Source organism: uncultured Tateyamaria sp. (genome assembly GCF_947494755.1).
Taxonomy (GTDB): domain Bacteria; phylum Pseudomonadota; class Alphaproteobacteria; order Rhodobacterales; family Rhodobacteraceae; genus Tateyamaria.
The window spans coordinates 45473-68634 of record NZ_CANLVZ010000008.1; the positions used below are offsets into that span (position 1 = coordinate 45473).

A 23162-nucleotide genomic window follows, 5' to 3' on the forward strand; every position below is an offset into this window, starting at 1 on the left:
AGGACCATCCATGAAACTGCATTTCGCCCCCGGCACGATCTCGATCGCCGTCGCCATCGCACTGGAAGAAGCAGGGCTGGACTACGACACCCGCCAACTCGACTTCGCCAAAGGCGATCAGCAGTCGTCCGAGTACAGCGTGATCAATCCCAAAGGGCGGGTGCCCGCGCTCGAAACCGAAGGGACCGTGCTGACCGAAACCGGCGCGATTCTTGACTATATCGCGGCACTGTCCCCGGGCCTGATGCCGACCGATCCGATCAAGGCTGCTCGGGCGCGCAGCGTCACGTATTACCTCGCCTCAACCATGCACGTGAACCACGCCCACAAGATGCGCGGACACCGATGGGCAGATGCCGAAGCGAGCCACAAGGACATGACAGCCAAGGTGCCCGAAACGATGACCGCTTCTGCCCAATATGTCGAAAACGAGTGCCTCGCGGGCCCCTACGTCCTCGGGGACACGCTCTGCATTGCGGACGCCTATCTGTTCATGGTCTGCACATGGCTGCCCGGTGATGGCGTCGAACTGGCCCCCTTCCCGCGCATCCGCACCTTCATGGACGCGATGGAGGAACGACCAAGCGTCAAAGCGATCCGTGCCAAAGGCATGATGCGATGACGCATCTTTGGGTGCGCGCCGAACAACGTGAGAACGAAACGCGGGTGGGACTGACGCCACAAGGGACGGTCAAACTGATCGCCGCCGGGATCAAGGTCACGGTCGAGGACAGCGATACGCGCTGCATTCCCACTGACCGGTACAAGGCCGCAGGGGCGTCCATAGCGGCGCAAAACACATGGCCTTCCGCACCGCAGGACGCGATCATTTTCGGGCTCAAGGAACTGTCCGATGACGGCACGGCGCTGCCCCACAACCACATCATGTTCGGGCACGCCTTCAAAGGGCAGCCTACGGGCAAAGTACTGCTGGAACGGTTCAAGGCGGGGGGCGGCACGCTTTTCGACCTTGAATATCTGGTGGACACGGATGGCAAACGCGTTGCGGCCTTCGGGTACTGGGCGGGCTATGCGGGGGCCGCCGTCGCCCTGAAGTGTTGGATCGCCCAGCAAAAGGGGCAGATCGCGGGACCCGTCGGGCCCTATCCCAGCTCCAACCACCTGCTCGCGGACCTGCAATCGGACCTCGTGGACACGGGCACACACCGGCCCACCGCATTGATCATCGGCGCATTGGGGCGGGTCGGCACTGGCGCAGGTGATCTTTGCACCGTGATGGGGGTCGCAACAACAAAATGGGACATGGCTGAAACCGCCAGTGGCGGCCCCTTCCCTGAAATCCTGAGGCACGACATCTTTTTCAACTGCATCCTCGCGCGCCCCGGCACACCGGTGTTCATTCCCGCCGACACACCCCACAAGACACGTAAACTCACCGTCATCGGCGATATCGCCTGCGATCCTGACAGCGACTTCTCCCCCATCAAGGTCTATGACCGCACGACAACATGGGAGGCTCCCGCGCTGCGCGTCCGCGACACACCCCCGCTTGACGTGACGGCCATCGACAACCTGCCCTCCATGCTGCCCGTTGAATCCTCCGAAGACTACGCCGACCAACTGCTGCCCAGCCTCCTGTCACTCGGCACAAATGGCCCAAACGTCTGGAGCCGCGCCAAGTCCACATTCGACGCCGCAATCCGCGCGCTCTAATCTTCTTTTGACCTAAATGCCGCGGGGTCTGGGGCGGCGCCCCAGTCCGCTCCCAAGACAAAGGACACCGACTAATGACGATCCACTGGTGCGGCACCGGACTTTCCGCCATTCCCGGCCTGAAACGACTGATCGAACTCGGCTATCCGGTGACAGTCTGGAACCGCACAGTATCCAAGGCGCAAGAGGCCATTGGCAGTTACACGACCGACATACGGCCCTTTGACCTCAACGCACTCAGCGACACCTTGAGCCAAGGGGATACCGTAGTGTCCATGTTGCCCGGCGATTGGCACGTGCCACTGGCCAAAGCTGCGATAGGGGCGGGTGCCCACTTCGTCTCATCCAGCTATATCGCGCCTGAAATGCGCGCGCTCGACATGGCGGCCAAAGAGGCGGGCGTGGTGCTGATGAACGAAGTCGGGCTGGACCCAGGCATTGATCACCTCATGGCGCACCATTTGGTCGCGACCTATCGCGCCTCCGATGCTTATGACGATGCAAACACGGTCAGCTTTACCTCCTATTGCGGTGGCGTGCCCAAACACGCCAACCCGTTCCGCTACAAATTCAGCTGGGCCCCCGTCGGCGTGCTCAAAGCACTGCGCTCGCCGTCCAAATCCATCCGGGCCGGGCAGGAATTCGACGTGGCCCGGCCCTGGGATGCGGTCTCGAGCTATGATGCGCCGCTCCCGACGCCCGAAACCTTCGAGGTCTATCCGAACCGCAACAGCCTGCCCTTTATGGCCGAATATAATTTTGATTCCAAATGGCAGGTGAAGGAGTTTGTACGCGGCACCTTGCGGCTGAATGGATGGGCAGATGCTTGGCAGGACGTGTTTACCGAGATCGAAGCAAATCCGACAGATGAACGCCTTCAGGAAATGTCGGACGCGCTGCTGGCCGAAAACAGCTATGGCCCGGACGAACCGGACCGGGTGATTATGTGTGTGGATCTGAAAGCGGAAAACGACACGGGCACCGCTTGGCACCAGACCTACGCCATGGATGCATGGGGTGACGCGCGGGGCACGGCGATGGCGCGACTGGTATCGATCCCCGTCTCGCTAGCGGTTCAGGCGGCCCAAGCGGGGGCGGTGAAACCGGGCGTTCACGCCGCGCCGAATGATCTGCAGATGGTGGTGAACTGGATGGACGAAATCGACCGGCTTGCGCAGCACCTCAACATTGTCGACCATATGACGGGCAAGTCGTAAGGCGGAGGTGCCCTCCGCCTCACACCATCAGATGCGGGCGAAGCGCTGGACAATCTTGGGCAACAACCCTTGGAACTCGAGGGGCGCATCGCTGACCGCAAGACAAATGCAGTCTTCGTGAATATCCGCGACGGGCGTGTGATGCATATCGCTGTCGGCAACCTCAACATCGCCGCGCGCGAAATAGTCATCCTCGTCCTGAAACGCACCCTGCAGAACCATCGTCATCTCGGTACCTTTGTGCCCATGATCCGGCATCGCAGCACCCGCAGGAATGAACAGCAACCGGGCAGAGGCATCACGGGATGTGGGCAAGATCGCCTGCTTCACGCCCATGCCGATACCGCGCCACTGCACGTCTGCCAGATCGCCACCGACATAATCCTGCAAGGGGCCGGGCAATATCGAGTCCGGCACGCGCGGTGCCCGAATTTCATCCACCGGACCGCCGGCGATCAACGCCATCGTGGCGGCAAAGCTGCCAGGCTCAAGCATCACGTCAGTGGCCGGCGCAGTATCCAAAATCTCACCGCCGACCGCGTCAAAACTCTCCGCCTGCGCGCGACATGTGTCGCAAAGCGACAGATGCGCGGCCACCATGAGGTTGAAGGCCTCGGGCAGCGTGCCCGCCGCATATCCGATCAGAATATCATCCGTCAGATGGTGTTTAATATTGTTTTCCATCATCTTTTCACTTCATTGCGTGGCGCAGCCGTTCCAGCGCCAATCGTATTCTCGATTTGATCGTGCCAAGGGGCAGACCGGTTTGTTCGGCGATTTCGCTGTGGGACAAATCCCCGAAATACGCCTTCTCAATCAACTCACGCTGGTTGGCGGGCAATTCTGCGATAGCACGCCCCAACTGTTCACTCTCCTGCTGCAAGGCCATCACATCGGCCTGATCAGGGTCTTCTTCGGGGCCCCAGCCCAGATCTTCGGGCTCGGGGCGGCGTTGCTTGCGCAACACATCAATCTTTCGGTTCCGTGCGATGGTGAAAATCCACGTCGCAACAGAGGCCCTCGCGGGGTCGAACATGTGCGCCTTGTGCCAGCACGTCGCCAACACCTCCTGGGCACATTCTTCGGCCAGCGAACCGTCCGCACCGGAATTGATCAAAAATCCCTTCACCCGGGGGGCAAAGTGAGCAAACAGCTCGGCAAAGGCCTGCTGATCCTGATCATCCCGGATGCGGTACATGTGGTCGACCCACAGCATCCGCTTTCCGTCGTTTGCGTTCATAATCGATGGTCCTGACACCGCGCCCAAACCTACCCCAATGGGCTGAGGCGCTTCTGCTCCTGACGTTTCTAATCCCGCAAACATACCCAGTCTACGCCCCTCCGACGGCTGTGGATCAAAAATAAACTTCTGCAAAATGTGCATCCGTTTCCATGCGGGCACCGTAAACGTTACAAATGCCCAACTAACTTGGATTCCAGAACTTTATGCCGCTTGAAATGATATGTACCGCCCGCAAACGCATTGCTGTGATCGGGGGCGGGATTTCCGGAATGGGCGCTGCCTACACACTTGCCCCGCATCACGATGTGACCCTGTTCGAGGCGGAGCCCCGTCTGGGAGGTCACGCCCGCACAATCACAGCAGGCAAACGCGGTGATCAGCCTGTCGATACCGGGTTTCTGGTATTCAACTATGCTAACTACCCCAACATGGCTGACCTTTTTGCGGACCTCGATGTGCCGGTCGTCAAATCGAACATGAGCTTTGGGGCCTCAATTGATGGGGGGCGACTGGAATACGGCCTCGCCAGCCTCAACGCGCTGTTTGCGCAACGGACCAACGCGCTGAATCCCCGGTTCCTCGGCATGGTTCGCGACATCCTGCGGTTCAACAAAAACGCGTTGCGCGTGGCCAATGAGGATCGCACTCGTACCGTTGGGCAATTCCTTGAAGTGTTGGGCACCGGCACCTGGTTTCGCGATTACTACCTGTTGCCCCTGAGCGGGGCGATCTGGTCTACCCCGACCGAAAAGATCATGGATTTCCCGGCCCACGCGATGATCCAGTTTTTCGAGAACCACGCACTGCTGAACGCAACAGGCCAGCACCAGTGGTACACGGTGAATGGCGGCTCCATCCAATACGTGCGCCGTCTTGAGGCGGCACTGCTCGGGTACGGCGCGGATGTGCGCCTTGGCGCGGCGGTGCAGTCGGTGCGCCGCACCCCCGCCGGTGCCCAGATCAAGGCGTGGGGGGGCGAGTGGGAACAGTTTGACGAGGTGGTCTTCGCCGCGCATTCCGACGACAGCCTTGCCATGCTCAGCGACCCCACCCCCGAAGAACACGCCGCCCTGGAGGCGGTCAAATATCAGCCCAATGACATCATCCTGCACCGCGACGCCTCCATTATGCCGCACCACCGTCAAACGTGGTCAAGCTGGGTCTATACCGAGGACAACAACGCGCAGAATGATCGGATCGACCTCACCTACTGGCTTAATTCGCTGCAGCCCATTCCCCATGATGACCTGCATTTTGTGACCCTCAACACCAAGCGGACGATCCCCGACGAGATGATCTATGACCAGACGGTGCTGCGCCACCCGGTCTATGATCTGGCCGCGCTGGCTGCACAGGACACGGTGCGGGCGATGAAAGGGTCAAACAAAACATGGTTCTGCGGAGCCTGGATGCGCCATGGCTTCCATGAGGACGGTTTGTCGAGCGGTCTTGATGTGGCCCGCGCCATTCTCGAGGCCCCAACGGTCGCAGTGGCTGCCGAGTGAACACCCCTGTCGATCATATCGCGGGCACCACCTATCACGGGCGCAAAGGGGCGATAGACAACGCCTTTCGTTATTCCGTGGATTACCTGCTGCTGGACGCGGAGGCTGCGGTCACGACCCCGCGCCTTTTTGCGCGCAACGGCCGGGGTGTGATGGCGCTGGATGATGTCGATCATGGCGGCACCCCCAAGGCGGGCATCGGTGCTGCCTGGGCCCGCGACGTCTTGCGCGCACATCAGGTCACCGGCGTGGCACGGATCGAATTGTTGGCCCAACCCAAAGTCTTTGGCCACGTGTTCAACCCGGTCAGTTTCTGGCTGTGCCGACGCGAGGATGAGGCGCTGATCGCCGTCATTGCAGAAGTCTCCAACACGTTCGGGGATCGACACAGTTATCTCGTGCATCATCCCGACCTGCGGCCCATCGCCGCCCAAGACAAGCTGACCGCCACCAAGATTTTCCACGTCTCTCCGTTTCAGCCCGTCGAAGGCGGGTACGAGTTTCGGTTTGATATTCGCGCGGACCGGATTGGCGTCTGGATCGACTACTCACGCGGCGAGGGAGGGTTGATCGCCACCCTGACCGGCAAGCGGCGTGCGCTGTCCAATGGATCGATCCTGCGCTCGGTCCTGCGCCGCCCGTTTGGGTCGCGCCGGGTGCTGACACTGATCCATTGGCAAGCGCTCAAGCTGTGGATCAAACGCGCCACCTATCGCGCCCGGCCCTTGCCGCCTTCGGACGAGGTGTCGCGATGACGGATGGTCAGCCCCAACGCCTGACGGGATACGCAGTTTTTGCGGCACTGATCGCCGCCGCCGGTCTGCCGATTTATATCCACGCGCCAAAGTTCTATGTGGACGAGTACGGGGTATCGCTCGCCGCTTTGGGTGCCGTTCTGTTTGGGCTGCGGCTGCTGGACGTGGTGCAGGACCCACTGTTTGGACGGCTCAGCGAGGCGCTGCGCAACAAGCGGGGCGCGGGCGTCGTCATCGGCTGCGCGATCATGGCAGCCTGCATGCTTGGACTGTTTGCTGTAACGCCGCCTGTGTCGCCCCTGATCTGGTTCGGGCTAATGCTGACCGGCGTGTTTTCAGCCTTCAGCTTTCTGACGATCAACTTTTATGCCCAAGGCGTAGTCAAGGCCGATCGTCTGCCGGGCAACGGGCACCTTAAGCTGGCCCGCTGGCGTGAAACCGGCGCACTGCTTGGCGTGTGCATTGCCGCCATCGCACCGGTGATGCTGGGCGCGTTCATGGGCGCTCCATTTGCCGGGTTTGCAATCGGATTTTCGGTTCTGGCGGGCGTTGCGGTGCTGATGATGCGCGGCGAATGGGTCAGCGATGGGCTGCCCCCCTCGGTCGGCTTTGGCGTCGTGCTGCGCGACGGGATGGCGCGCAAATTGCTGTTGATCGCGCTGGTTAATGCGGCACCCGTCGCTGTCAGCTCGACCCTGTTTCTGTTCTTTGTCGAAAGTCGTCTTGAAGCGCCGGGCAAAGAGGGGCCGCTGTTGCTGCTGTTCTTCCTCAGCGCCGCTGTGGCTGCGCCTGTCTGGGGCACACTGGCCGAACGGTTTGGCACCAAGATCGTCCTGATTTGCGCAATGCTGCTGGCAATTGCGGGCTTTGGATGGGCCGTGACGCTTGGTCCCGGCGACTGGATCGCCTTTGCGGTGATCTGCGTGATTTCGGGGGCGACTTTAGGGGCGGACCTGACGCTGCTACCGGCGGTGTTTGCGACCCGCATGGCACGCATCAGCCCCTCCGCCGCCGAGGGATTCGGCCTGTGGTCATTCGTGTCGAAATTCACGCTGGCCTTTGCTGCCGTAACCCTGTTGCCCGCGCTGGATCGCGCCGGTTTTGACAGCACTGCCGTCAGCAACCCACCCGAAGCGCTGGCCCTGCTGGCGCTGCTTTATGCGGCTGTGCCGTGTGCCCTGAAGGTCGTGGCAATTGTGCTGCTGGCCACGACCAATCTAAAGGAGATTTAAGATGGAGAGCATCCTCTATGTGGTGATCGGGGCCGCGCTGGTCTTTGCGCTGAACTGGGCATGGACACGCTATGCCGGGTTTCTCGCACAAGTGCCCGAGGACTATGCCGACACAGCCGAGCAGTTTGACATCCGCACGCATCTGAATGGGCCAATCGTGTGCGAAGGGGTGATTTACGGACCAACCGGGCGCGTGTCCTCCCGGTTTGTGGGCGAATTTGACTGCCATTGGGATGGCAACCACGGGACCATGAACGAGGTGTTCACCTATGACGACGGCTCCGAACAGGTGCGCGCGTGGGAATTGACGCTTGGCAATGATGGCCAGATCAAAGCCTTGGCAAATGATGTTGTCGGCGAAGGCACAGGCCAGCAACGAGGCAACTCCGTCCAATTGAAATACCGGTTCCGGCTACCCGAAGCATCGGGAGGGCACGTACTGGATACCGTCGACTGGATGTATCTGGCACCCAATGGAACCATCGTGAACCGGTCACAGTTTCGTAAATACGGTTTGAAGGTTGCGGAGCTGGTCGCGACCATGCGCCCGGCCCCGGCGGAGTTCAAGAAAGCAGCATGAGCAACATCAATCTGAACGGCAAACGGTACTGGCTGGTCGGTGCAAGCGACGGGTTGGGCAAGGCGTTGGCCCATTGCCTCAGCCGCGCAGGCGTCGAGGTGGTTGTATCCGCCCGGAGCGAAGACAAGCTGGCCGCATTGGTCGACGAATTGCCCGGCAAATCATCCCATCAAACGGTCGATATTTCGGACACCGACAGTGTCAAGGCCGCCGCCGAAGCCGTTGGGGAAATCGACGGATTGGTCTTGCTTGCAGGCGTCTACTGGCCATTTTCGGCCAAGGAATGGGACGCGGATCAGGCCATCGCCATGGCCGATATCAACTTCACCGGTTTCATGCGCGTGTTAGGCCAGGTCGTCCCCCGCTTTGTTGAGCGGGACGCAGGTCATATCGTGATCACGTCATCGCTGACCGGCTTTCGGGGCTTGCCCGGATCGATCGGGTATACGGCGTCCAAGGCTGCAACCATGTCATTGGCCGAGTGCATGCATGCCGACCTGCGCCAGACCGGCGTGCGCGTTCAGGTCGCCAATCCCGGGTTCATCAAGACGCAGCTGACCGAAAAGAACGACTTCAAGATGCCATTCATCATGGAGCCCGAAGATGCGGCCCGCGAGATGTTCGAATTGATGCTGACGGATGATTTCAAAAAGAGCTTCCCGACGGCGTTTTCACTGCTTTTCCGGGGATCGCAGTTTTTGCCCGACTGGCTGTATTACCGGATATTTTCCTAATCCAAGGCGGAGGAAATCTCCGCCTTACACAGATACGTATCGCCAGAATCCGACACGCGGCCCGTCGCAGCCGCGCTAGATTGCGCTACCGGTTGATCCGACCCTGACGTCAGTACACCCCTGACAAAGGCGATCCATGCTGCCGTCCCTCCCCCTTGATGCAGGCACCCTGCCCAAAGCGCTGGTTGATCAGTATTGGCGCGACGGTTTTCTGTTTCCCATCCCGGCGCTTGACGGCGATACCGCCCGTGCAGCACGCGCCGAGCTCGAAGAGATTGAGGCCGAGTGGCAAGCCGCCGATCTGCCGCAACCTCTGAACACCTACAAACGGGTAAACGCGCACATTGTTATACCGATGGCTGCCCGGATCGCCCGCGACCCCGGGATTCTGGACGTGATCGAGGGGGTACTCGGCCCTAACATTCTGATCTATTCCACCGAGTTCTTTATCAAGGAACCCAACACCCGCCATATCGTGTCCATGCATCAGGACCTGACCTACTGGGGGCTCGGAGCCATTGACGGGCTGGTCACAGCCTGGATCGCCCTGTCGCCCGCCACCCCCGCCTCGGGATGCATGGACTTTGTTGCGGGCAGCCACAAAAACGCGATCCTTGAACATGAAGACAGCTTTGATCCAAACAACCTGCTGAGCCGGGGACAGGAGGTGAAAGTAGATGTCGCCTCCTCCGACAAGACGTCCATCGAAATCCATCCCGGCCAGATGAGCCTCCATCATGGGCTGACCATTCACGGGTCCGGACCGAACAGATCGGATGATCGGCGCATCGCTTGCGTTGTCCGCTATATCCGTCCCGATATCGCGCAACAGGTCGGGGGCACAGATTATGCGATGCCGGCGCGGGGCAGCGACACCCATGGCAATTTTCACCATCTGGAGGCACCAACATCCTTATTCGCGCCTGACGCGCTGGCGACATTTGAAGAGATCCGCCTTGCCCAGGCCAAGGTCATGATGAAAGGTGCGACAGCCCAAGCCGAGATGTACACATGATGGACCGCGTCAAATTCACTGCCATGAAAGACGGTGACAAACAGGACTACGATTTCCTGACCGAGCACGAGGTCGCCTACACCAAGGGCACGGCGGACCGGCTTATGACGGCGCTGGAAACGCTGGATGAAGGGCTGTCGGGATATCAGGTGACCCGGCTTGGCCACTCGCTTCAGTCCGCCACGCGGGCCTGGCGGGATGGGGCGGATATCGACTGGGTGGTCGGCGCCTTGCTGCACGATATCGGCGATATTTTCGCGCCCTACAATCACGATGAATATGCCGCCAGTATTCTGAAACCCTTTGTGCGCGAGCAATGCACATGGGTGGTGGAAAAGCATGGCGATTTCCAACTGATCTACTACGGCGCACATGTCGGGGCGGACCCACACAAGCGGGACGCCTACAGGGGCCATATCTATTTCGACGATTGTGCCGCGTTCTGCGAGCGGTGGGATCAGACGAGCTTTGACCCTGCCTATGACATGCTGCCGCTGGATTATTTCCGCCAAATGGTGCGTCAGGTGTTTGCGCGCACCCCTTACGACCCGGATGTCATGCAGCCGGGGGTCAGGGTGCCGCTGATTGATGCCAACATGGCATTAGAGCGGAAGATGTAAGGCGCACTTATGCGTGCGCCTAGCACTCGGGTCGCTCCAGCGGGACGACATTAGGGGGTGTCTCCTCGATCTCTTCAAAGTCGAAATTGTCGAGGCGATGCGCGCGTTTTCCTGCCTTGTCCGCGCTGATCTTGATCTCTTCAATGTCTTTGGAGGCTTGGGAAAAGTGCCGATCCAAGTTGCCAACGCGGGTGCCCAGACGATCCACATCGCCCACCAGCAGCGCCAGTTCCTTGCGGATCGCACCGGCTTGTTCGCGCATACGCGCATCCTTGAGGATGGCGCGCATGGTGTTCAGGGTCGCCATGCAGGTGGTGGGTGACACGATCCAGACACGGGCGTCAAACCCGGTGCGCACGAGGTCAGGGAAGTTCGCGTGCAACTCGGCATAGACTGCTTCGGAGGGCAGGAACATCAACGCGCCATCCGCGGTTTCCCCTTCGATGATGTACTTGTCGGAAATGTCGCTGATGTGCTTTTTGACAGCGACCTTCATCTGCGCAACAGCCTGTTTCAGCGCATGATCCGTGTCCGCAGCCCGCAGTGCTTCGTAAGCCTCAAGCGGGAACTTGCTGTCGATCACGATGGGACCCGGCGGATTGGGCAGATGGATCAGACAATCCGCACGCCTTCCGTTCGACAGCGTATGTTGCAGTGCATAGCTGTCATTGGGCAGGGCCTTGCCCACGATATCGCGTAGTTGGATTTCGCCAAAGGCCCCACGGGTCTGTTTGTTGGACAGGATGTCCTGCAAGCTCAGCACATCACCGGACAGTTTGGTGATGTTGTCTTGCGCCTTGTCGATCGCTGCCAGCCGCTCCTGCAACTGCGTCAGGCTGGTGGTGGTCTGTTTGCTGGACCCGTGCAGCGTTTCGCGCATTCGTTCCTGCATTTCCGTCAGCCCGCGTTGGCTGCGCAAGGCGTTGTCGGCGAGCCGATCCTGCATATTCTGCTGCACACTGGCGAGGCGCTGTTCAACCATCTGCGCCAGCTGCGCCTGCCCATTCGTGGCCGTATCCGAAACGATCTGGAGAGATTGGCTCAAGCCCGCCTGCCCCTCGGCCAAGCCTTGCACATGCTGCCCCAGATAGCCCAATTGCTGCGCCAAAGGCTCAGTGGCACGCGCAGATCGGCCTGCCGCACGCAGGGCCATGATCAGCAACACGACGATTAGAATGGTAACGACCACTCCGACCAAAGCGGCCAGGACAAGCGGGTTGCTTGGGTCGATAACCATATCACCCACTTGGATCATGTGCGCCCGAACAGCCGTTCAATGTCGGCCAGCTTGAGTTCGACATATGTGGGGCGGCCATGATTGCATTGGCCGGAATGGGGTGTCGCCTCCATCTCGCGCAGAAGGGCGTTCATTTCCTCGGCCCGCATCCACCGCCCAGACCGGATGGAGCCGTGACAAGCAACCCGGCTCAGGACGGCTTCGATCCGGGCTTGTACCGACTGGCTCGATCCCAGATCGCTCAACTCGTCCAGAATGTCGCGCAACATCGCAGCGGCATCGACCTCGCCCAGAATTGCGGGGGTTTCGCGCACGGCAATGGCGTCACCGCCAAAGAGTTCGATGCCAAGGCCCAGCTTGTGCAGATCCTCGACAATCTCCATCAGCTGCGCGCATTCGGGCGCGGACAGGCTCACGATTTCGGGGATCAGCAGGGCCTGCGCCGGCACCCCGTTTTCGGCCATCTGCCGTTTGAGTTTTTCATAGACCAGCCGCTCGTGGGCGGCATGTTGATCCACGATGACCATCCCGGTCGCAGTCTGCGCCACGATGTAATTTTCATGCACCTGCCCGCGCGCCACGCCAAGGGGCAGATCCGTCGGGTCAACCGCATCTGCCACATCGCACGTGTCGACAACCTGTGCACTGAAATCCTGCGCCATGTCGGCAAAGCCGGGCGCAGGGCCGCGCGGGCCAAGGCCGGGGCGGTCCATCTGATACACACGTGGCTGGGTCGGCTCCGGCTGCATCGCATCCAAGGTTGCGCCCGCCACCGTCGAAGAGGCGCGGTGCCCGGCATCCGCCAGCGCATGACGCAGGCCCGACACGATCAGACCGCGCGCAAGACCCGGATCACGAAACCGCACCTCGGACTTTGCCGGATGCACGTTGACGTCCACCAGCTGCGGATCGCAATCCACAAACAGGGCTGCCGCCGGATGGCGATCTCGGCTCAGAAAGTCGAAATAGGCAGCACGCAAAGCGCCAATCAGCACCCGATCCTTGACCGGGCGGCCGTTCACAAACAGAAATTGCGCGACAGCCGCACCACGGGAATAGGTCGGCAAGGCTGCATATCCAGTCAGGTGCAACCCTTCGCGCATAGTATCGATGGCGATGCTGTTGTCTGCAAATTCGCGGCCCAAGACGTCAGCCAGGCGCCCGCGCAGTGCTGCCATTGGATCTCCGGTTCGCGCCTCGACGCTGAAGATCGTGCGCGGCACGTCAGACACATCACGCAGCTCAAACCGGATGAAAGGTTCGGCCATGGCCAGCCGTTTGATCACATCCGAAATGGCCTGGGTTTCCGCGCGATCCGTGCGCAGGAATTTGAGCCGCGCAGGCGTTGCATAAAACAAATCACGCAATGTGATCGTGGTGCCGCCATTCAGCGCCGCAGGCTTGACCGCGCCGAGCTGTCCACCGGTCACGACGATCTCGGCCGCTGTATCGCCCGGGACACGGCTGGTGATCGTGAGCCGGCCAACCGCGCCAAGGCTGGGCAACGCTTCGCCCCGAAACCCGAACGTATGGATGTTCAGCAGATCGCTGCCGTCGATTTTGGACGTGGCATGGCGGCTGAGCGCGAGCGGCAGGTCAGCGGCTGCGATGCCACACCCATCATCCGTGACCCGGATCAGCGTCTTGCCCCCACCCGCGATGTCGATGCCGATCCGCCGCGCGCCCGCATCAATGGCATTTTCGACAAGCTCTTTGACGGCGGAGGCCGGACGTTCGACAACCTCACCCGCCGCGATGCGGTTGACGGCGGCATCGTCCAATTGGCGGATCACAGGTCTTATGTTGGGGGTCGGGTCGTTCATGCCACTAAACCTAGCATGGGCTGGCGCGATTCGACCACCGCAAAGCGGGCGGACGACACGTCTGCCTTACGGACGAGCGCGAGGTGGCCTAGCCACCGGTTGCGGCGCGATACCAGGCCACGATTGCGGCCCGCTCGTCTTCTTCCATATAGCTGAGGTTGGCGGGGGGCATGGCGTGGCTGATACCTGATTGCAGGTAGACCGCCCGCGCATTGCGGGTCAGATCCGCCTCGGTCTCGAGCCGTACATTTCTGGGTGCCCACAACAACCCGGCCCAGACTGGTTCGGCAGCGTGGCACATGCTGCACCGGCCCTGAACGATCTCATGCACTTCGCTAAATCCGTCTGCTGTTGCGAATCGGGTAACAACTGATGCTTCCCGTTGGGCCGTGGGTGCGGTGCTGAGCCAGACAATCGCAATGAACAGCAGCGCCGTCACACCCCACGTCCAATGCGGATTGCCCTTGCGCGCATGATGTGTGTTGAACCAGTGCCGGATCGTGACGCCCATCAGGAACACGAGGCTCGCGATCACCCAATTCCACTCGCTCGCGAAGGCCAGCGGGTAGTGATTGGACAGCATCAGGAAGATCACGGGCAGTGTCAGATAATTGTTATGTGTGGATCGCTGTTTGGCAATCTTCCCATACTTCGCATCTGGCGTGCGCCCGTTCATCAAATCATCCACAACGATTTTCTGGTTCGGGATGATGACGAAAAACACGTTGCCGGACATGATCGTGGCGGTGAATGCGCCCAGATGCAGAAGTGCCGCGCGCCCGGTGAAGACCTGTGTGTAAAACCATGCCATCGCGATCAGGACGGCAAATAGCGCGATCATCAAAACTGTCTGATCGGCGTCCACGAACAGTTTGCATAGCTGGGTGTAGACCAGCCAGCCGAAGATGAGCGAGGCCAAGGATATGCCGACCGCTTGCACCGTTGTCAGATCCATCACGCCCGGGTCGATCAGGTAGAACTCGGCCCCCAAATAGTAGACCAACACCAGCAACACAAAGCCGCTGATCCATGTCCAGTAGCTTTGCCATTTGTGCCAGATCAGCCCGTCGGGCATATCCGTTGGCGCAACAAGGTATTTCTGGATGTGGTAAAAGCCGCCCCCGTGGACTTGCCATTCTTCGCCATCCGCGCCCGATTTCAGGTTCCGGTCCCGGTGCAATCCAAGGTCCAGCGCGATGAAGTAAAAAGATGACCCGATCCATGCGATGGCCGTGATCACATGCAGCCAGCGCACGGCGAATTCGATCCATGCTCCGAATGCGGCCAAATCGTACATCTTACCAGTCCCTTATGTTCCACGCGCCACGATAGAGGCGGTGCGCAGGAAGGGAAAGGTGGGAACGGAGGGGCCCGGCCCCCTCACGTCGATGCATTCATCCCAGCCGTCTTTTTGATCACGAGCACCCTAGTCGTAGCGCAACTCGGCGGCTTTGCCTTTGAAAACGGTGTAAGCGAGCGCTGTGTACCCTGCGATCATTGGCAGAACGAAAACGGTGCCCACCAGGATGATGAACAGACTCTCAGGGGCACTAGCGGCCTCGTAGATCGTGAGCTTTTCCGGCACGACATAGGGATAGAATGAATAGGCCAACCCGCCAAAGGCCAGAATGAACAGCGTGATGGCGTAAAGAAACGGTGTGCGCGCACCGGCGTCGGTCGCATTGGGCAAGCGGAGCAGCGACCGCCACATCAACAAGACCACGATCCCAGACAGGATCGGCAAAGGAGCCAATACGAAGATCTCGGGATATGTAAACCATTTGTCGAAGATGCGCGGGCTTACCAGCGGGGTCGCAAGCGACACAGCCCCAAGCCCCAGGACGAGCCCCCATATGCCCCCTTTCGCCCAGTCGACCGACTTTGCCTGAAGCGTATATTCTGTTTTCAGGATCAGCCAGCACGCCCCGATGAAGGAATAGGCCACGGTCAGGAAAACTGCTGTGATCATCGCAAAGGCCCATGTGCCAAGCGTGCTTTCAAGCCCCATGACATATTTGCCCAACATGAAACCCTGGCTAAGCGACGTCATCAAAGACCCTGCAAAGAAAAGCCAATTCCATGTCGCCTTATGCGGTGTGGGGGCCTTGACCCGGAACTCAAACGCCACGCCCCGAAGGATCAGACCGATGAGCATGATCGCCACTGGCAAGTAGAGCGCGGTCAGGATGGTGCCGTGCGCGGACGGGAACGCAACCAGCAGCAGGCCAATCGCCAGCACCAACCACGTCTCGTTCGCATCCCAGAAGGGGCCGATGGAGGCCACCATGGTGTCCTTTTCATCGTCCGTGGCGAAGGGGAACAGAACCCCGACACCCAGATCGAACCCGTCAAGCACAACGTAGACCAGGATCGACACACCCATGAGTGCGGCGAAGGTGAACGGCAGCCATTGTGCCGGATCGCCAAAAAGCTCCATTTTGCTTACTCCGCCGGCACTTGGCGCGCCATCGCTTCGCCCGATTGGGGCGTGCGCGAGCGTGGCACATCACCTGTCACAGCCTTGCGCGCAAGGAAAAACAGCACGCCGATATAGGCCGTCAACAACAGGACGTAGATCGCCAGATACGCAGTCAGCGTGGTCGCAACGAAAGGCACAGGCACATCAGCCACGGCCATTTCCGTCGTCATGACGCCTTGCACCAGCCAAGGCTGACGCCCGATCTCGGTCGTGTACCACCCCGCCAGTGTTGCAACCCAGCCCGAGAACGCCATCGGCACCATTGCCAACAGCATGATCTTGGGCAGCGCATCGGGCCCGCGCCGTTTGCGCAGCATCAAGATAGCAGCCGTCCAGCTAAGCAGCAGCATCGCAATGCCGGTCGCGATCATGATGCGGAACGACCAGAACACTGGGGCGACGGGCGGGTGCAACACCTCGCCATCTTCGGTCACAAAGTCATTCAGACCCGGCACGATCCCGTCAGCTTTGTGTTTGAGGATGATCGATGCCATGTTCGGAATGCCGATCTCCATGCGATTTTCACGCGCCTCTTCATCGGGCATCGCAAACAGGATCAGCGGAATATTGGGGCCAGTTTCCCAGTTTCCTTCCATCGCCGCCACTTTCTGGGGCTGATGCTCAAGCGTATTGAGGCCATGCAAATCGCCCATGACGATCTGAACGGGAATCAGCATCGCGCCAAGGAATACACCCGTCTTCAGCGCAGCCCGCAATCCGTCCGAACGGTCGCCAAGCAACCAGCGAAAGGCGCTGAGACCTGCGATCAGAAACGCTACAGTCAGCCCGGACGCCAGCATCATGTGCATGAACCGATATGGCATGGACGGGTTAAAAATGATCGCAGACCAATCGGTCGCAAATGCAATTCCGTCCCGCATTTCGAAGCCTTGCGGCGTGTGCATCCAACTGTTCAGCACGATGATCCAGAATGCAGACATCGTGGTGCCAAAGGCCACCAGGAAAGTCGCCGTGGTGTGCAGCCAGCCCGGCACCCGCGAAAACCCGAACAGCATGATCCCGAGGAACACCGCCTCAAGGAAAAACGCAGTCAAAACCTCGTAGGCCAGCAGTGGACCGGCAATGTTGCCGACCGTTTCCATGAAACCAGGCCAATTTGTGCCAAATTGGAAGGACATTGTGATGCCCGACACCACACCCATCGCAAAGGACAGGGCGAACACTTTGACCCAGAACCCGTAGGCGGCCATCCATTTCTTGTCACCTGTCGCGTTGAAGCGCAGTTTGAAGAACAAAAGCACCCAACCCAACGCGATGGTGATCGTCGGGAACAGGATGTGAAAGGATATGTTTGCTCCGAACTGAATTCGGGACAGCATGAGGGTGTCCATAGCGGCCTCTCTCGGCGGAAACGGTGTATAACTCGGGTCTTGCTTCAGATATAGGCGGCGCACGGACTAAGTCATTGGGGTGCGACAGCATGCGCACCCCTTGCGGTGCCAGACGGATCAGGCCGCGCGCAGCCCCGCCTCAAGCCCCGTCAAAATCTGATCCACTTCACTTTCGGTGATGATCAGCGGGGGCGACATCAGAATGTTGTTACCCCCCAGTCGCACCATCGCTCCTGCCTCGTATGCGGCCTTGTGGATCCGCTTCATCGTTGCAACATCCATCGGGGTTTTGGCGCCGCGGTCGCTGACGATCTCGACACCTGTCATCAGGCCATGCCCGCCCCGGACATCGCCCACGATGTCGAACCGTTCCATCAGGGTCCGGCAGCCGTCGTACAATTGCGCACCGCGCGGCCCGGCGTTGGATTTTGTATCAAGGCGCAGGGTCTCTTCGATACAGGCGGTCACACCTGCGGCACCCACGGGATGGGCGGAATAGGTGTACCCGTGAAAGATCGCGCCAACGTCGTCGGAACGCTCAAATACCTCGGCCACGGCCTCGCTCATCAAGGCAGCACCAACCGGGAAATACCCGGATGTGATACCCTTGGCGCAGCACATCATGTCGGGCTGCACCCCCCAATGGCGCGACCCGGACCAATCGCCCGTGCGCCCAAACCCGGTAATCACCTCGTCCGCGATCATCAAAATGCCGTGGCGATCACAGATCTCGCGGATCAGCGGCATAAGCGTTTCGTGCGGAACGATCACGCCGCCCGCACCCTGAATGGGCTCCATGATAAAGGCAGCAATCGTGCCCGCACCCTGAAACTGGATTTCGTCCTCCATGGCGGCCGCGATGTTCTGTGCCAGCGTTGCGGGGTCGGTTTCATCAAACGGATTGCGGTAGGTGTAAGGCGATGGCAGATGGAAACAGCCCGGCAACAACGGCTCATAGGCCACCCGAAACCGATTGTTGCCGTTGACGGATGCCCCACCAAAATGGGTGCCGTGATAGCCTTTCTTGAGGGACAGGAACTTGGTGCGGGCAGGTTCGCCCTTGATACGGTGATATTGGCGGGCCAGGCGCAAGCAGGTCTCAACCGAATCCGACCCGCCAGAGGTAAAGAAGACGCGCGCCATCCCATCCGCCTCAAAGAACGAACGCACCGCATAGGACGCCTCAATCGCACGCGGATTTGTTGAACCGGCAAAGGCCGAATAATAGGGCAGATCATAAAGCTGCTTGGCAATCGCGTCCTTCACCACATCATTGGAATAGCCAAGGTTCACACACCACAAACCGCCCACCGCATCGACGGTCTTGTGACCATCGATGTCCTCGATCACCGACCCGTTGGCACTGGTAATGATCGTGGGCGCGTGCGCCATCGCCTCACCCGGATGGCCCATCGGATGCCACATGTGACGCGCATTGTTGGCACGCAGGAAATTGTCGTCTTTCATACCATGGCCTCCGTTCGGTCGATCAATCGGGCCACAAAAAAAGAAGCAGAGCAAGCGCCCTGCTTCTTTTGACCGAAAATACCGCCGGGGTGCGGGGGGCTGGCCCCCCGTCGACGCCCGCCGCAGGCGATCAGACCTCGTCGGGCAGAACCAGATTGAGGAAAATGGCGACCATCGCCGTTGGGGCCACCGCACTTGTCATCAGCGTCTTGACGACACCGGGCAGGTACTGCACCGCCGTGGGCACAAGGTTCAGACCCAGACCCGCCGCCAAGGACACCGCGATAATGACCATGTTGCGACGATTCATCTTGACCTCGCTAAGCACGTTCAAACCCGCGGCAGCCACCATGCCGAACATGACGATCACACCACCACCCAGCACGGGCAACGGCATGGAGGCGATTACGGCACCGACCTTGGGGATCAAACCGCACAGGATCAGCACCAGCGCACCAATGGTCACGACGTGGCGCGACATGATGCCGGTCATGCCGACAATCCCGACGTTCTGGCTGAACGAGGTGTTGGGCAAACCGCCGAACACAGCAGCGACCGCTGTGCCCAGACCATCCGCATAGGTGGCACCTGCGATCTCCTTGTCAGTCGCTTCACGCCCGGCACCCGCCTTGGTCGTGGCGGAAGCATCGCCGACCGTCTCGATGGCCGAAACGATGGACACGAGGGTCACGGCAATCACGGCCCCAAGGCTGAACTCAAACCCGTAAGGAAGCGGTTGCGGTGCCAAAAACAGCGCCGCATTGCCCACAGCGGAAAAGTTCACCATGCCAAAGATCATCGCGAGGATGTAGCCGACAACCAACCCGATCAGGATGGCCGCGTTGCTGATGATGCCCTTGGTAAAGAACTTCAGCACAAGGGCCACGACCACAACGCTCAGGGCCACAGACCAGTGCATGAGCGAACCAAAGCTTTCCGCCTCCATCTGGAAACTCGCCGCCCCGCCCGCTGCATATTTAATCGCGACCGGAATGAGGTAGAGACCAATGGCCAGAATGACGAGCCCGGTGATCAGCGGCGGAAACAGCCACCGCAGATGCTGAATGAACGCGCCGAGGCAGAAATGGATTGCGCCACCGATCAGGCAGGCGGTCAGCGCCACGCCCATCCCTTGGGTCGCGGCAATCCCGGCCAGCACGCCCACAAAGGCAAAGCTGGTACCTTGCATGATGGGCAGACGCGCGCCGACGGGGCCGATCCCGACAGTCTGAAACAGCGTCGCAATCCCGGCAAACAGCATCGCCATCTGGATCAGATAGACCTGCTCAGGGCCGCCAAAGGCCAAGCCTGCCGCACCGGCGACGATAATCGAGGGGGTCACGTTCGAGGCGAACATCGCCAGCACGTGTTGCAATCCCAGAGGCACGGCTTCGTGCAACGGGGGCGTGTCATTGGGGTCCGAAAAGGCCCCGGTCGTCAAATCAGTCATGGATATGTCCCTGTTCTCAGCCGTCTTCCTGCGGCTGGCCGGGACTATGAGACCACAACATATGGCGGATCAAGGAAAAACTCCTCTAGATTGGGCGTCTCGCCAATCCGATCCACAACTGCAAACAAACCGGGCAGATGCAGCGGGGTCAAAACCCCGTGCCATACGCCGCGATGAATGTTGACGCCTTGGCCCGGCGCGCTCAGGAACGCTTGCGGCACCCCCGGCCTGGCATTCTCATCCGGGGCGACGGTCACTAGAAACCCATGCTGTGACATGGGGACAAAGGCCTGACTGCCCTCGGGGTGTCGTTCCAGCAGATCAAGGGTGTAGGGCAGGCTGCGAGGCTGCGCCTGAAACAGGCTGATCCCGCCGCGCTCATCGCCGAAATCCAGACGCGCCCGGTCGTGATAGCGCCCGCACATCCCCGCATTGATGATCTTGTCCGGCGCGCCAGCGCACTCAAGCACATCCCCGAACGGCGCAAAGGCGGCGGCCGTCAGCGGCGCGCACGTGATCTCAAAGCGGGACATGCCGGTTCACGTCCTTATAAAGCAGATATCGAAACGGTCCGTCGCCCGTCGCAATGCAGGCCTGCGGGCAAAACGCGCGCAACCACATGAAATCACCGGGGCCAACGCTGACCCAATCCGTATTCAGCAGATACGCCGCTGTCCCTTCAAGCACATAAAGCCCGTGTTCCATCACATGCGTTTCGGCAAAGGGAATGCGCCCTCCGGGCTGAAAGGTGACGATATTGACGTGGAAATCATGGCGCAGGTCGGCAGGATCAACAAAGCGGGTCGTGGCCCACTTGTCGGTGTTGGGCATGACGGTGGGTACAATGTCACGGTCATGGGTCACGAAAGCGGTTGGGGCCGCTACCCCTGCTGCCGCCACATAGCGCTTGCGCACCCAATGGAACTGGCACCCTTGGTCGCCCGCCCGCACGGCCCAATCCGTCCCAGCGGGAATGAAGGCATAGCTGCCCGCCTCAACAGAATGAAGCTCGCCACCAATCGTCAGGGTCGCCGTACCGCTCGCGACAAGCAGGACCGACTGCGCTGTCTCGTCCACCTCCGGGGTCTCACTGCCACCACCCGCCGCCAATTCGACGGCATATTGCGAAAACGTCTCGGCAAAGCCGGACAGGGGGCGGGCGAGCACCCACATGCGCATGCCGTCCCATCCGGGCAGGAACGAGGTGACTATATCGCGCTGTGTGACCGCCGGGATCACTGCATAGGCGGTGGTGAACACGGCCGTGCCCTCGGGCGAAACACTTTGATCCGGCAGACCCCCAGGCGGAAATGCGTAGGTCATCCCAAAGCCTCCAACCGCAGCCGCGCGATACGTTCAACCTGCTTGCAGGCCTCGGCAAATTCGGTGGAGGTGTCATTGCCGATACGCCGCTCAAACGCACGCAGGATACCCGCTTTGTCGTGATCCTTGACCGCGATGATGAAGGGAAAACCATGTTTGGCCACATAGGCGCTGTTTTGCGTGTCGAACTGGTGTCGTTCCTCATCCGTCAGCGCATCAAGGCCTGCGCTGGCCTGTTCGGCGGTGCTGTCTTCGGTCAGCCGCTTGGCCGCGGCCAGCTTCCCGGCAAGGTCCGGGTGGGCGCGCAGGACCTCCATCCGTTTGTCGTCAGAGGCTACGCGGAACACGCGACACAGCGCATTGTGAAGCCCTTGGGCGGTGTCATGGGCGGGGCCAAGCTCCAGCGCGTGCGCGCCCTCGGCCACCCAAGTGGAATGCTCAAAGATGCCACCGAACTTTTCAACAAACGCCGCGCGGTCCAGCTGATGCCAATTGGTGCGCCGCTGCGGCGGATGATGTGCACCCCAATGCGCCGCAATGTCCGCCCGGCGCGCACACCAAACGCCCTCGTGCCCCTGCACGTACTCGATAAACCTGCGCAGCGCCTGCACCCGACCGGGCCGGCCTACCAGACGGCAATGTAGACCAATGCTCATCATCGCAGGCCGCCCAGCTTTGCCTTCGGCATAAAGTGCGTCAAAGCTGTCGCGCAGATATGCAAAGAACTGATCGCCCGCGTTGAAGCCTTGCGGTGTGGCAAAGCGCATATCGTTGCAATCCAGCGTGTACGGAATAATCAATTGATCGCGCCCATCGATCTGCGCCCAATACGGAAGATCATCATCATAGGTGTCGCTGATCCAGTCAAAGCCCCGCGTCGCCGCCAGCGCCACCGTGTTGACGGAACAGCGGCCAGTATACCAGCCCGTTGGCGGCTCCCCAGTCACCTCAGTGTGCAGCGCGATGGCAGCGTCCATATCGACGGCCTCATCCGCCTCGGAATGGTCCTTGTAGTCGATCCATTTCAGCCCGTGGCTTGCGATTTCCCAATCCGCGTCCTGCATCGCCTCGACCTGTGCCGGGCTGCGGGCCAAGGCGGTCGCAACCCCATAAACCGTCACAGGCACGCGCGTTTCGGTAAACAACCGATGCAATCGCCAGAAGCCGGCGCGGGTGCCGTAGTCATAGATGCTCTCCATATTCCAATGCCGCTGACCGGGCCACGGGGTCGCGCCGACGATTTCGGACAGAAACGCTTCGGATGCGGGATCACCGTGGAGGATGCTGTTCTCACCCCCCTCTTCGTAGTTCAACACAAAGGACACCGCGATGCGCGCACCGCCCGGCCAGGCCGCATCGGGGCGATCAGGGCCATGCCCGTAAAAGTCGCGCGGGTAACGAGGCGGCAATTCGGCCATGGACTTCCCTTTGAGATCGGAGTGAGATGCAGGCAATC

At 60.3% G+C, this 23162-nt stretch carries 22 protein-coding genes; 10 read left to right on the plus strand and 12 right to left on the minus strand.

The window, feature by feature from the left end; all coding sequences use genetic code 11:
• Positions 1-10: 10 nt before the first annotated feature.
• From Q0908_RS11455 to Q0908_RS11465, 3 genes are all read left to right on the plus strand, one after another.
• Positions 11-622, plus strand: a complete 612-nt coding sequence (locus Q0908_RS11455; RefSeq protein WP_299284114.1) for a glutathione S-transferase family protein — start codon at positions 11-13, stop codon at positions 620-622.
• The gene (locus Q0908_RS11460; RefSeq protein ID WP_299284116.1) at positions 619-1674 is read left to right on the plus strand and encodes a saccharopine dehydrogenase; all 1056 of its coding nucleotides are present in this window, start codon (positions 619-621) and stop codon (positions 1672-1674) included. Before Q0908_RS11455 ends, Q0908_RS11460 begins: the two co-directional genes overlap by 4 nt.
• A gap of 74 nt (positions 1675-1748) precedes the next feature.
• On the plus strand, positions 1749-2891 hold the full coding sequence (locus tag Q0908_RS11465; protein WP_299284118.1) for a saccharopine dehydrogenase C-terminal domain-containing protein: 1143 nt from the start codon (positions 1749-1751) through the stop codon (positions 2889-2891).
• Between the two features lie 27 nt (positions 2892-2918).
• Here Q0908_RS11465 and Q0908_RS11470 read toward each other — a convergent pair whose 3' ends face one another.
• Both Q0908_RS11470 and Q0908_RS11475 read right to left on the minus strand, forming a co-directional pair.
• Complete coding sequence (locus tag Q0908_RS11470) at positions 2919-3575, minus strand: ChrR family anti-sigma-E factor (RefSeq protein ID WP_299284120.1); 657 nt, start codon at positions 3573-3575, stop codon at positions 2919-2921.
• A gap of 7 nt (positions 3576-3582) precedes the next feature.
• Positions 3583-4107 (minus strand): sigma-70 family RNA polymerase sigma factor, encoded by a 525-nt coding sequence (locus Q0908_RS11475; protein WP_299284470.1) that lies wholly within the window; start codon positions 4105-4107, stop codon positions 3583-3585.
• A gap of 230 nt (positions 4108-4337) precedes the next feature.
• Between Q0908_RS11475 and Q0908_RS11480 the strand changes: the two genes are divergently transcribed.
• From Q0908_RS11480 to Q0908_RS11510, 7 genes are all read left to right on the plus strand, one after another.
• Positions 4338-5639, plus strand: a complete 1302-nt coding sequence (locus Q0908_RS11480; protein WP_299284123.1) for an FAD-dependent oxidoreductase — start codon at positions 4338-4340, stop codon at positions 5637-5639.
• Positions 5636-6394: a DUF1365 domain-containing protein gene (locus tag Q0908_RS11485; protein WP_299284125.1), complete on the plus strand. Its 759-nt coding sequence runs from the start codon at positions 5636-5638 to the stop codon at positions 6392-6394. Before Q0908_RS11480 ends, Q0908_RS11485 begins: the two co-directional genes overlap by 4 nt.
• On the plus strand, positions 6391-7626 hold the full coding sequence (locus Q0908_RS11490; RefSeq protein ID WP_299284127.1) for an MFS transporter: 1236 nt from the start codon (positions 6391-6393) through the stop codon (positions 7624-7626). Before Q0908_RS11485 ends, Q0908_RS11490 begins: the two co-directional genes overlap by 4 nt.
• 1 nt (position 7627) lies before the next feature.
• On the plus strand, positions 7628-8206 hold the full coding sequence (locus Q0908_RS11495; RefSeq protein ID WP_299284129.1) for a DUF3833 family protein: 579 nt from the start codon (positions 7628-7630) through the stop codon (positions 8204-8206).
• Positions 8203-8940, plus strand: coding sequence for an SDR family NAD(P)-dependent oxidoreductase (locus Q0908_RS11500; RefSeq protein WP_299284131.1), 738 nt, complete (start codon positions 8203-8205; stop codon positions 8938-8940). The genes Q0908_RS11495 and Q0908_RS11500 overlap by 4 nt, the downstream gene beginning before the upstream one ends.
• Before the next feature lie 136 nt (positions 8941-9076).
• Entirely contained in the window at positions 9077-9955 is an 879-nt protein-coding gene (locus Q0908_RS11505; RefSeq protein WP_299284133.1) for a phytanoyl-CoA dioxygenase family protein, read from the plus strand.
• Positions 9955-10575 carry an HD domain-containing protein gene (locus Q0908_RS11510; protein ID WP_299284473.1) on the plus strand — a complete coding sequence of 207 codons (621 nt, stop codon included), beginning with the start codon at positions 9955-9957 and terminating at the stop codon, positions 10573-10575. Before Q0908_RS11505 ends, Q0908_RS11510 begins: the two co-directional genes overlap by 1 nt.
• 19 nt (positions 10576-10594) lie before the next feature.
• Here Q0908_RS11510 and rmuC read toward each other — a convergent pair whose 3' ends face one another.
• The 10 genes from rmuC to puuE form a co-directional block, all read right to left on the minus strand.
• Positions 10595-11830: a DNA recombination protein RmuC gene (gene rmuC, locus Q0908_RS11515; RefSeq protein WP_299284135.1), complete on the minus strand. Its 1236-nt coding sequence runs from the start codon at positions 11828-11830 to the stop codon at positions 10595-10597.
• Entirely contained in the window at positions 11827-13635 is a 1809-nt protein-coding gene (gene mutL / locus Q0908_RS11520; protein ID WP_299284138.1) for a DNA mismatch repair endonuclease MutL, read from the minus strand. The genes rmuC and mutL overlap by 4 nt, the downstream gene beginning before the upstream one ends.
• Before the next feature lie 88 nt (positions 13636-13723).
• Positions 13724-14932 (minus strand): urate hydroxylase PuuD, encoded by a 1209-nt coding sequence (locus Q0908_RS11525; protein WP_299284140.1) that lies wholly within the window; start codon positions 14930-14932, stop codon positions 13724-13726.
• Between the two features lie 129 nt (positions 14933-15061).
• Positions 15062-16072 carry a cytochrome d ubiquinol oxidase subunit II gene (locus tag Q0908_RS11530; RefSeq protein WP_299284142.1) on the minus strand — a complete coding sequence of 337 codons (1011 nt, stop codon included), beginning with the start codon at positions 16070-16072 and terminating at the stop codon, positions 15062-15064.
• 5 nt (positions 16073-16077) lie between these two features.
• On the minus strand, positions 16078-17466 hold the full coding sequence (locus Q0908_RS11535; protein ID WP_299284144.1) for a cytochrome ubiquinol oxidase subunit I: 1389 nt from the start codon (positions 17464-17466) through the stop codon (positions 16078-16080).
• A gap of 117 nt (positions 17467-17583) precedes the next feature.
• Positions 17584-18933, minus strand: coding sequence for an aminotransferase class III-fold pyridoxal phosphate-dependent enzyme (locus Q0908_RS11540; protein ID WP_299284146.1), 1350 nt, complete (start codon positions 18931-18933; stop codon positions 17584-17586).
• 130 nt (positions 18934-19063) lie between these two features.
• Positions 19064-20383 (minus strand): nucleobase:cation symporter-2 family protein, encoded by a 1320-nt coding sequence (locus tag Q0908_RS11545; RefSeq protein WP_299284148.1) that lies wholly within the window; start codon positions 20381-20383, stop codon positions 19064-19066.
• 44 nt (positions 20384-20427) lie between these two features.
• A complete protein-coding gene (locus Q0908_RS11550) occupies positions 20428-20916 on the minus strand; it encodes an ureidoglycolate lyase (protein ID WP_299284150.1) in 489 nt (162 codons plus the stop codon).
• Positions 20903-21706, minus strand: coding sequence for a bifunctional allantoicase/(S)-ureidoglycine aminohydrolase (locus Q0908_RS11555; RefSeq protein WP_299284151.1), 804 nt, complete (start codon positions 21704-21706; stop codon positions 20903-20905). Before Q0908_RS11555 ends, Q0908_RS11550 begins: the two co-directional genes overlap by 14 nt.
• Positions 21703-23124, minus strand: coding sequence for an allantoinase PuuE (gene puuE / locus Q0908_RS11560; RefSeq protein WP_299284153.1), 1422 nt, complete (start codon positions 23122-23124; stop codon positions 21703-21705). Before puuE ends, Q0908_RS11555 begins: the two co-directional genes overlap by 4 nt.
• Positions 23125-23162: the final 38 nt, after the last annotated feature.

Excerpts from the sequence above, each read along its gene's own strand:
- Q0908_RS11455 (WP_299284114.1), top strand. The coding sequence starts at position 11 with ATGAAACTGCATTTCGCCCCCGGCACGATCTCGATCGCCGTCGCCATC.
- Q0908_RS11460 (WP_299284116.1), top strand. The coding sequence starts at position 619 with ATGACGCATCTTTGGGTGCGCGCCGAACAACGTGAGAACGAAACGCGG.
- Q0908_RS11465 (WP_299284118.1), top strand. The coding sequence starts at position 1,749 with ATGACGATCCACTGGTGCGGCACCGGACTTTCCGCCATTCCCGGCCTG.
- Q0908_RS11470 (WP_299284120.1), bottom strand. The coding sequence starts at position 3,575 with ATGGAAAACAATATTAAACACCATCTGACGGATGATATTCTGATCGGA.
- Q0908_RS11475 (WP_299284470.1), bottom strand. The coding sequence starts at position 4,107 with ATGCTGTGGGTCGACCACATGTACCGCATCCGGGATGATCAGGATCAG.
- Q0908_RS11480 (WP_299284123.1), top strand. The coding sequence starts at position 4,338 with ATGCCGCTTGAAATGATATGTACCGCCCGCAAACGCATTGCTGTGATC.
- Q0908_RS11490 (WP_299284127.1), top strand. The coding sequence starts at position 6,391 with ATGACGGATGGTCAGCCCCAACGCCTGACGGGATACGCAGTTTTTGCG.
- Q0908_RS11495 (WP_299284129.1), top strand. The coding sequence starts at position 7,628 with ATGGAGAGCATCCTCTATGTGGTGATCGGGGCCGCGCTGGTCTTTGCG.
- Q0908_RS11500 (WP_299284131.1), top strand. The coding sequence starts at position 8,203 with ATGAGCAACATCAATCTGAACGGCAAACGGTACTGGCTGGTCGGTGCA.
- Q0908_RS11505 (WP_299284133.1), top strand. The coding sequence starts at position 9,077 with ATGCTGCCGTCCCTCCCCCTTGATGCAGGCACCCTGCCCAAAGCGCTG.
- Q0908_RS11510 (WP_299284473.1), top strand. The coding sequence starts at position 9,955 with ATGGACCGCGTCAAATTCACTGCCATGAAAGACGGTGACAAACAGGAC.
- rmuC (WP_299284135.1), bottom strand. The coding sequence starts at position 11,830 with ATGATCCAAGTGGGTGATATGGTTATCGACCCAAGCAACCCGCTTGTC.
- mutL (WP_299284138.1), bottom strand. The coding sequence starts at position 13,635 with ATGAACGACCCGACCCCCAACATAAGACCTGTGATCCGCCAATTGGAC.
- Q0908_RS11525 (WP_299284140.1), bottom strand. The coding sequence starts at position 14,932 with ATGTACGATTTGGCCGCATTCGGAGCATGGATCGAATTCGCCGTGCGC.
- Q0908_RS11530 (WP_299284142.1), bottom strand. The coding sequence starts at position 16,072 with ATGGAGCTTTTTGGCGATCCGGCACAATGGCTGCCGTTCACCTTCGCC.
- Q0908_RS11535 (WP_299284144.1), bottom strand. The coding sequence starts at position 17,466 with ATGGACACCCTCATGCTGTCCCGAATTCAGTTCGGAGCAAACATATCC.
- Q0908_RS11540 (WP_299284146.1), bottom strand. The coding sequence starts at position 18,933 with ATGAAAGACGACAATTTCCTGCGTGCCAACAATGCGCGTCACATGTGG.
- Q0908_RS11545 (WP_299284148.1), bottom strand. The coding sequence starts at position 20,383 with ATGACTGATTTGACGACCGGGGCCTTTTCGGACCCCAATGACACGCCC.
- Q0908_RS11550 (WP_299284150.1), bottom strand. The coding sequence starts at position 20,916 with ATGTCCCGCTTTGAGATCACGTGCGCGCCGCTGACGGCCGCCGCCTTT.
- Q0908_RS11555 (WP_299284151.1), bottom strand. The coding sequence starts at position 21,706 with ATGACCTACGCATTTCCGCCTGGGGGTCTGCCGGATCAAAGTGTTTCG.
- puuE (WP_299284153.1), bottom strand. The coding sequence starts at position 23,124 with ATGGCCGAATTGCCGCCTCGTTACCCGCGCGACTTTTACGGGCATGGC.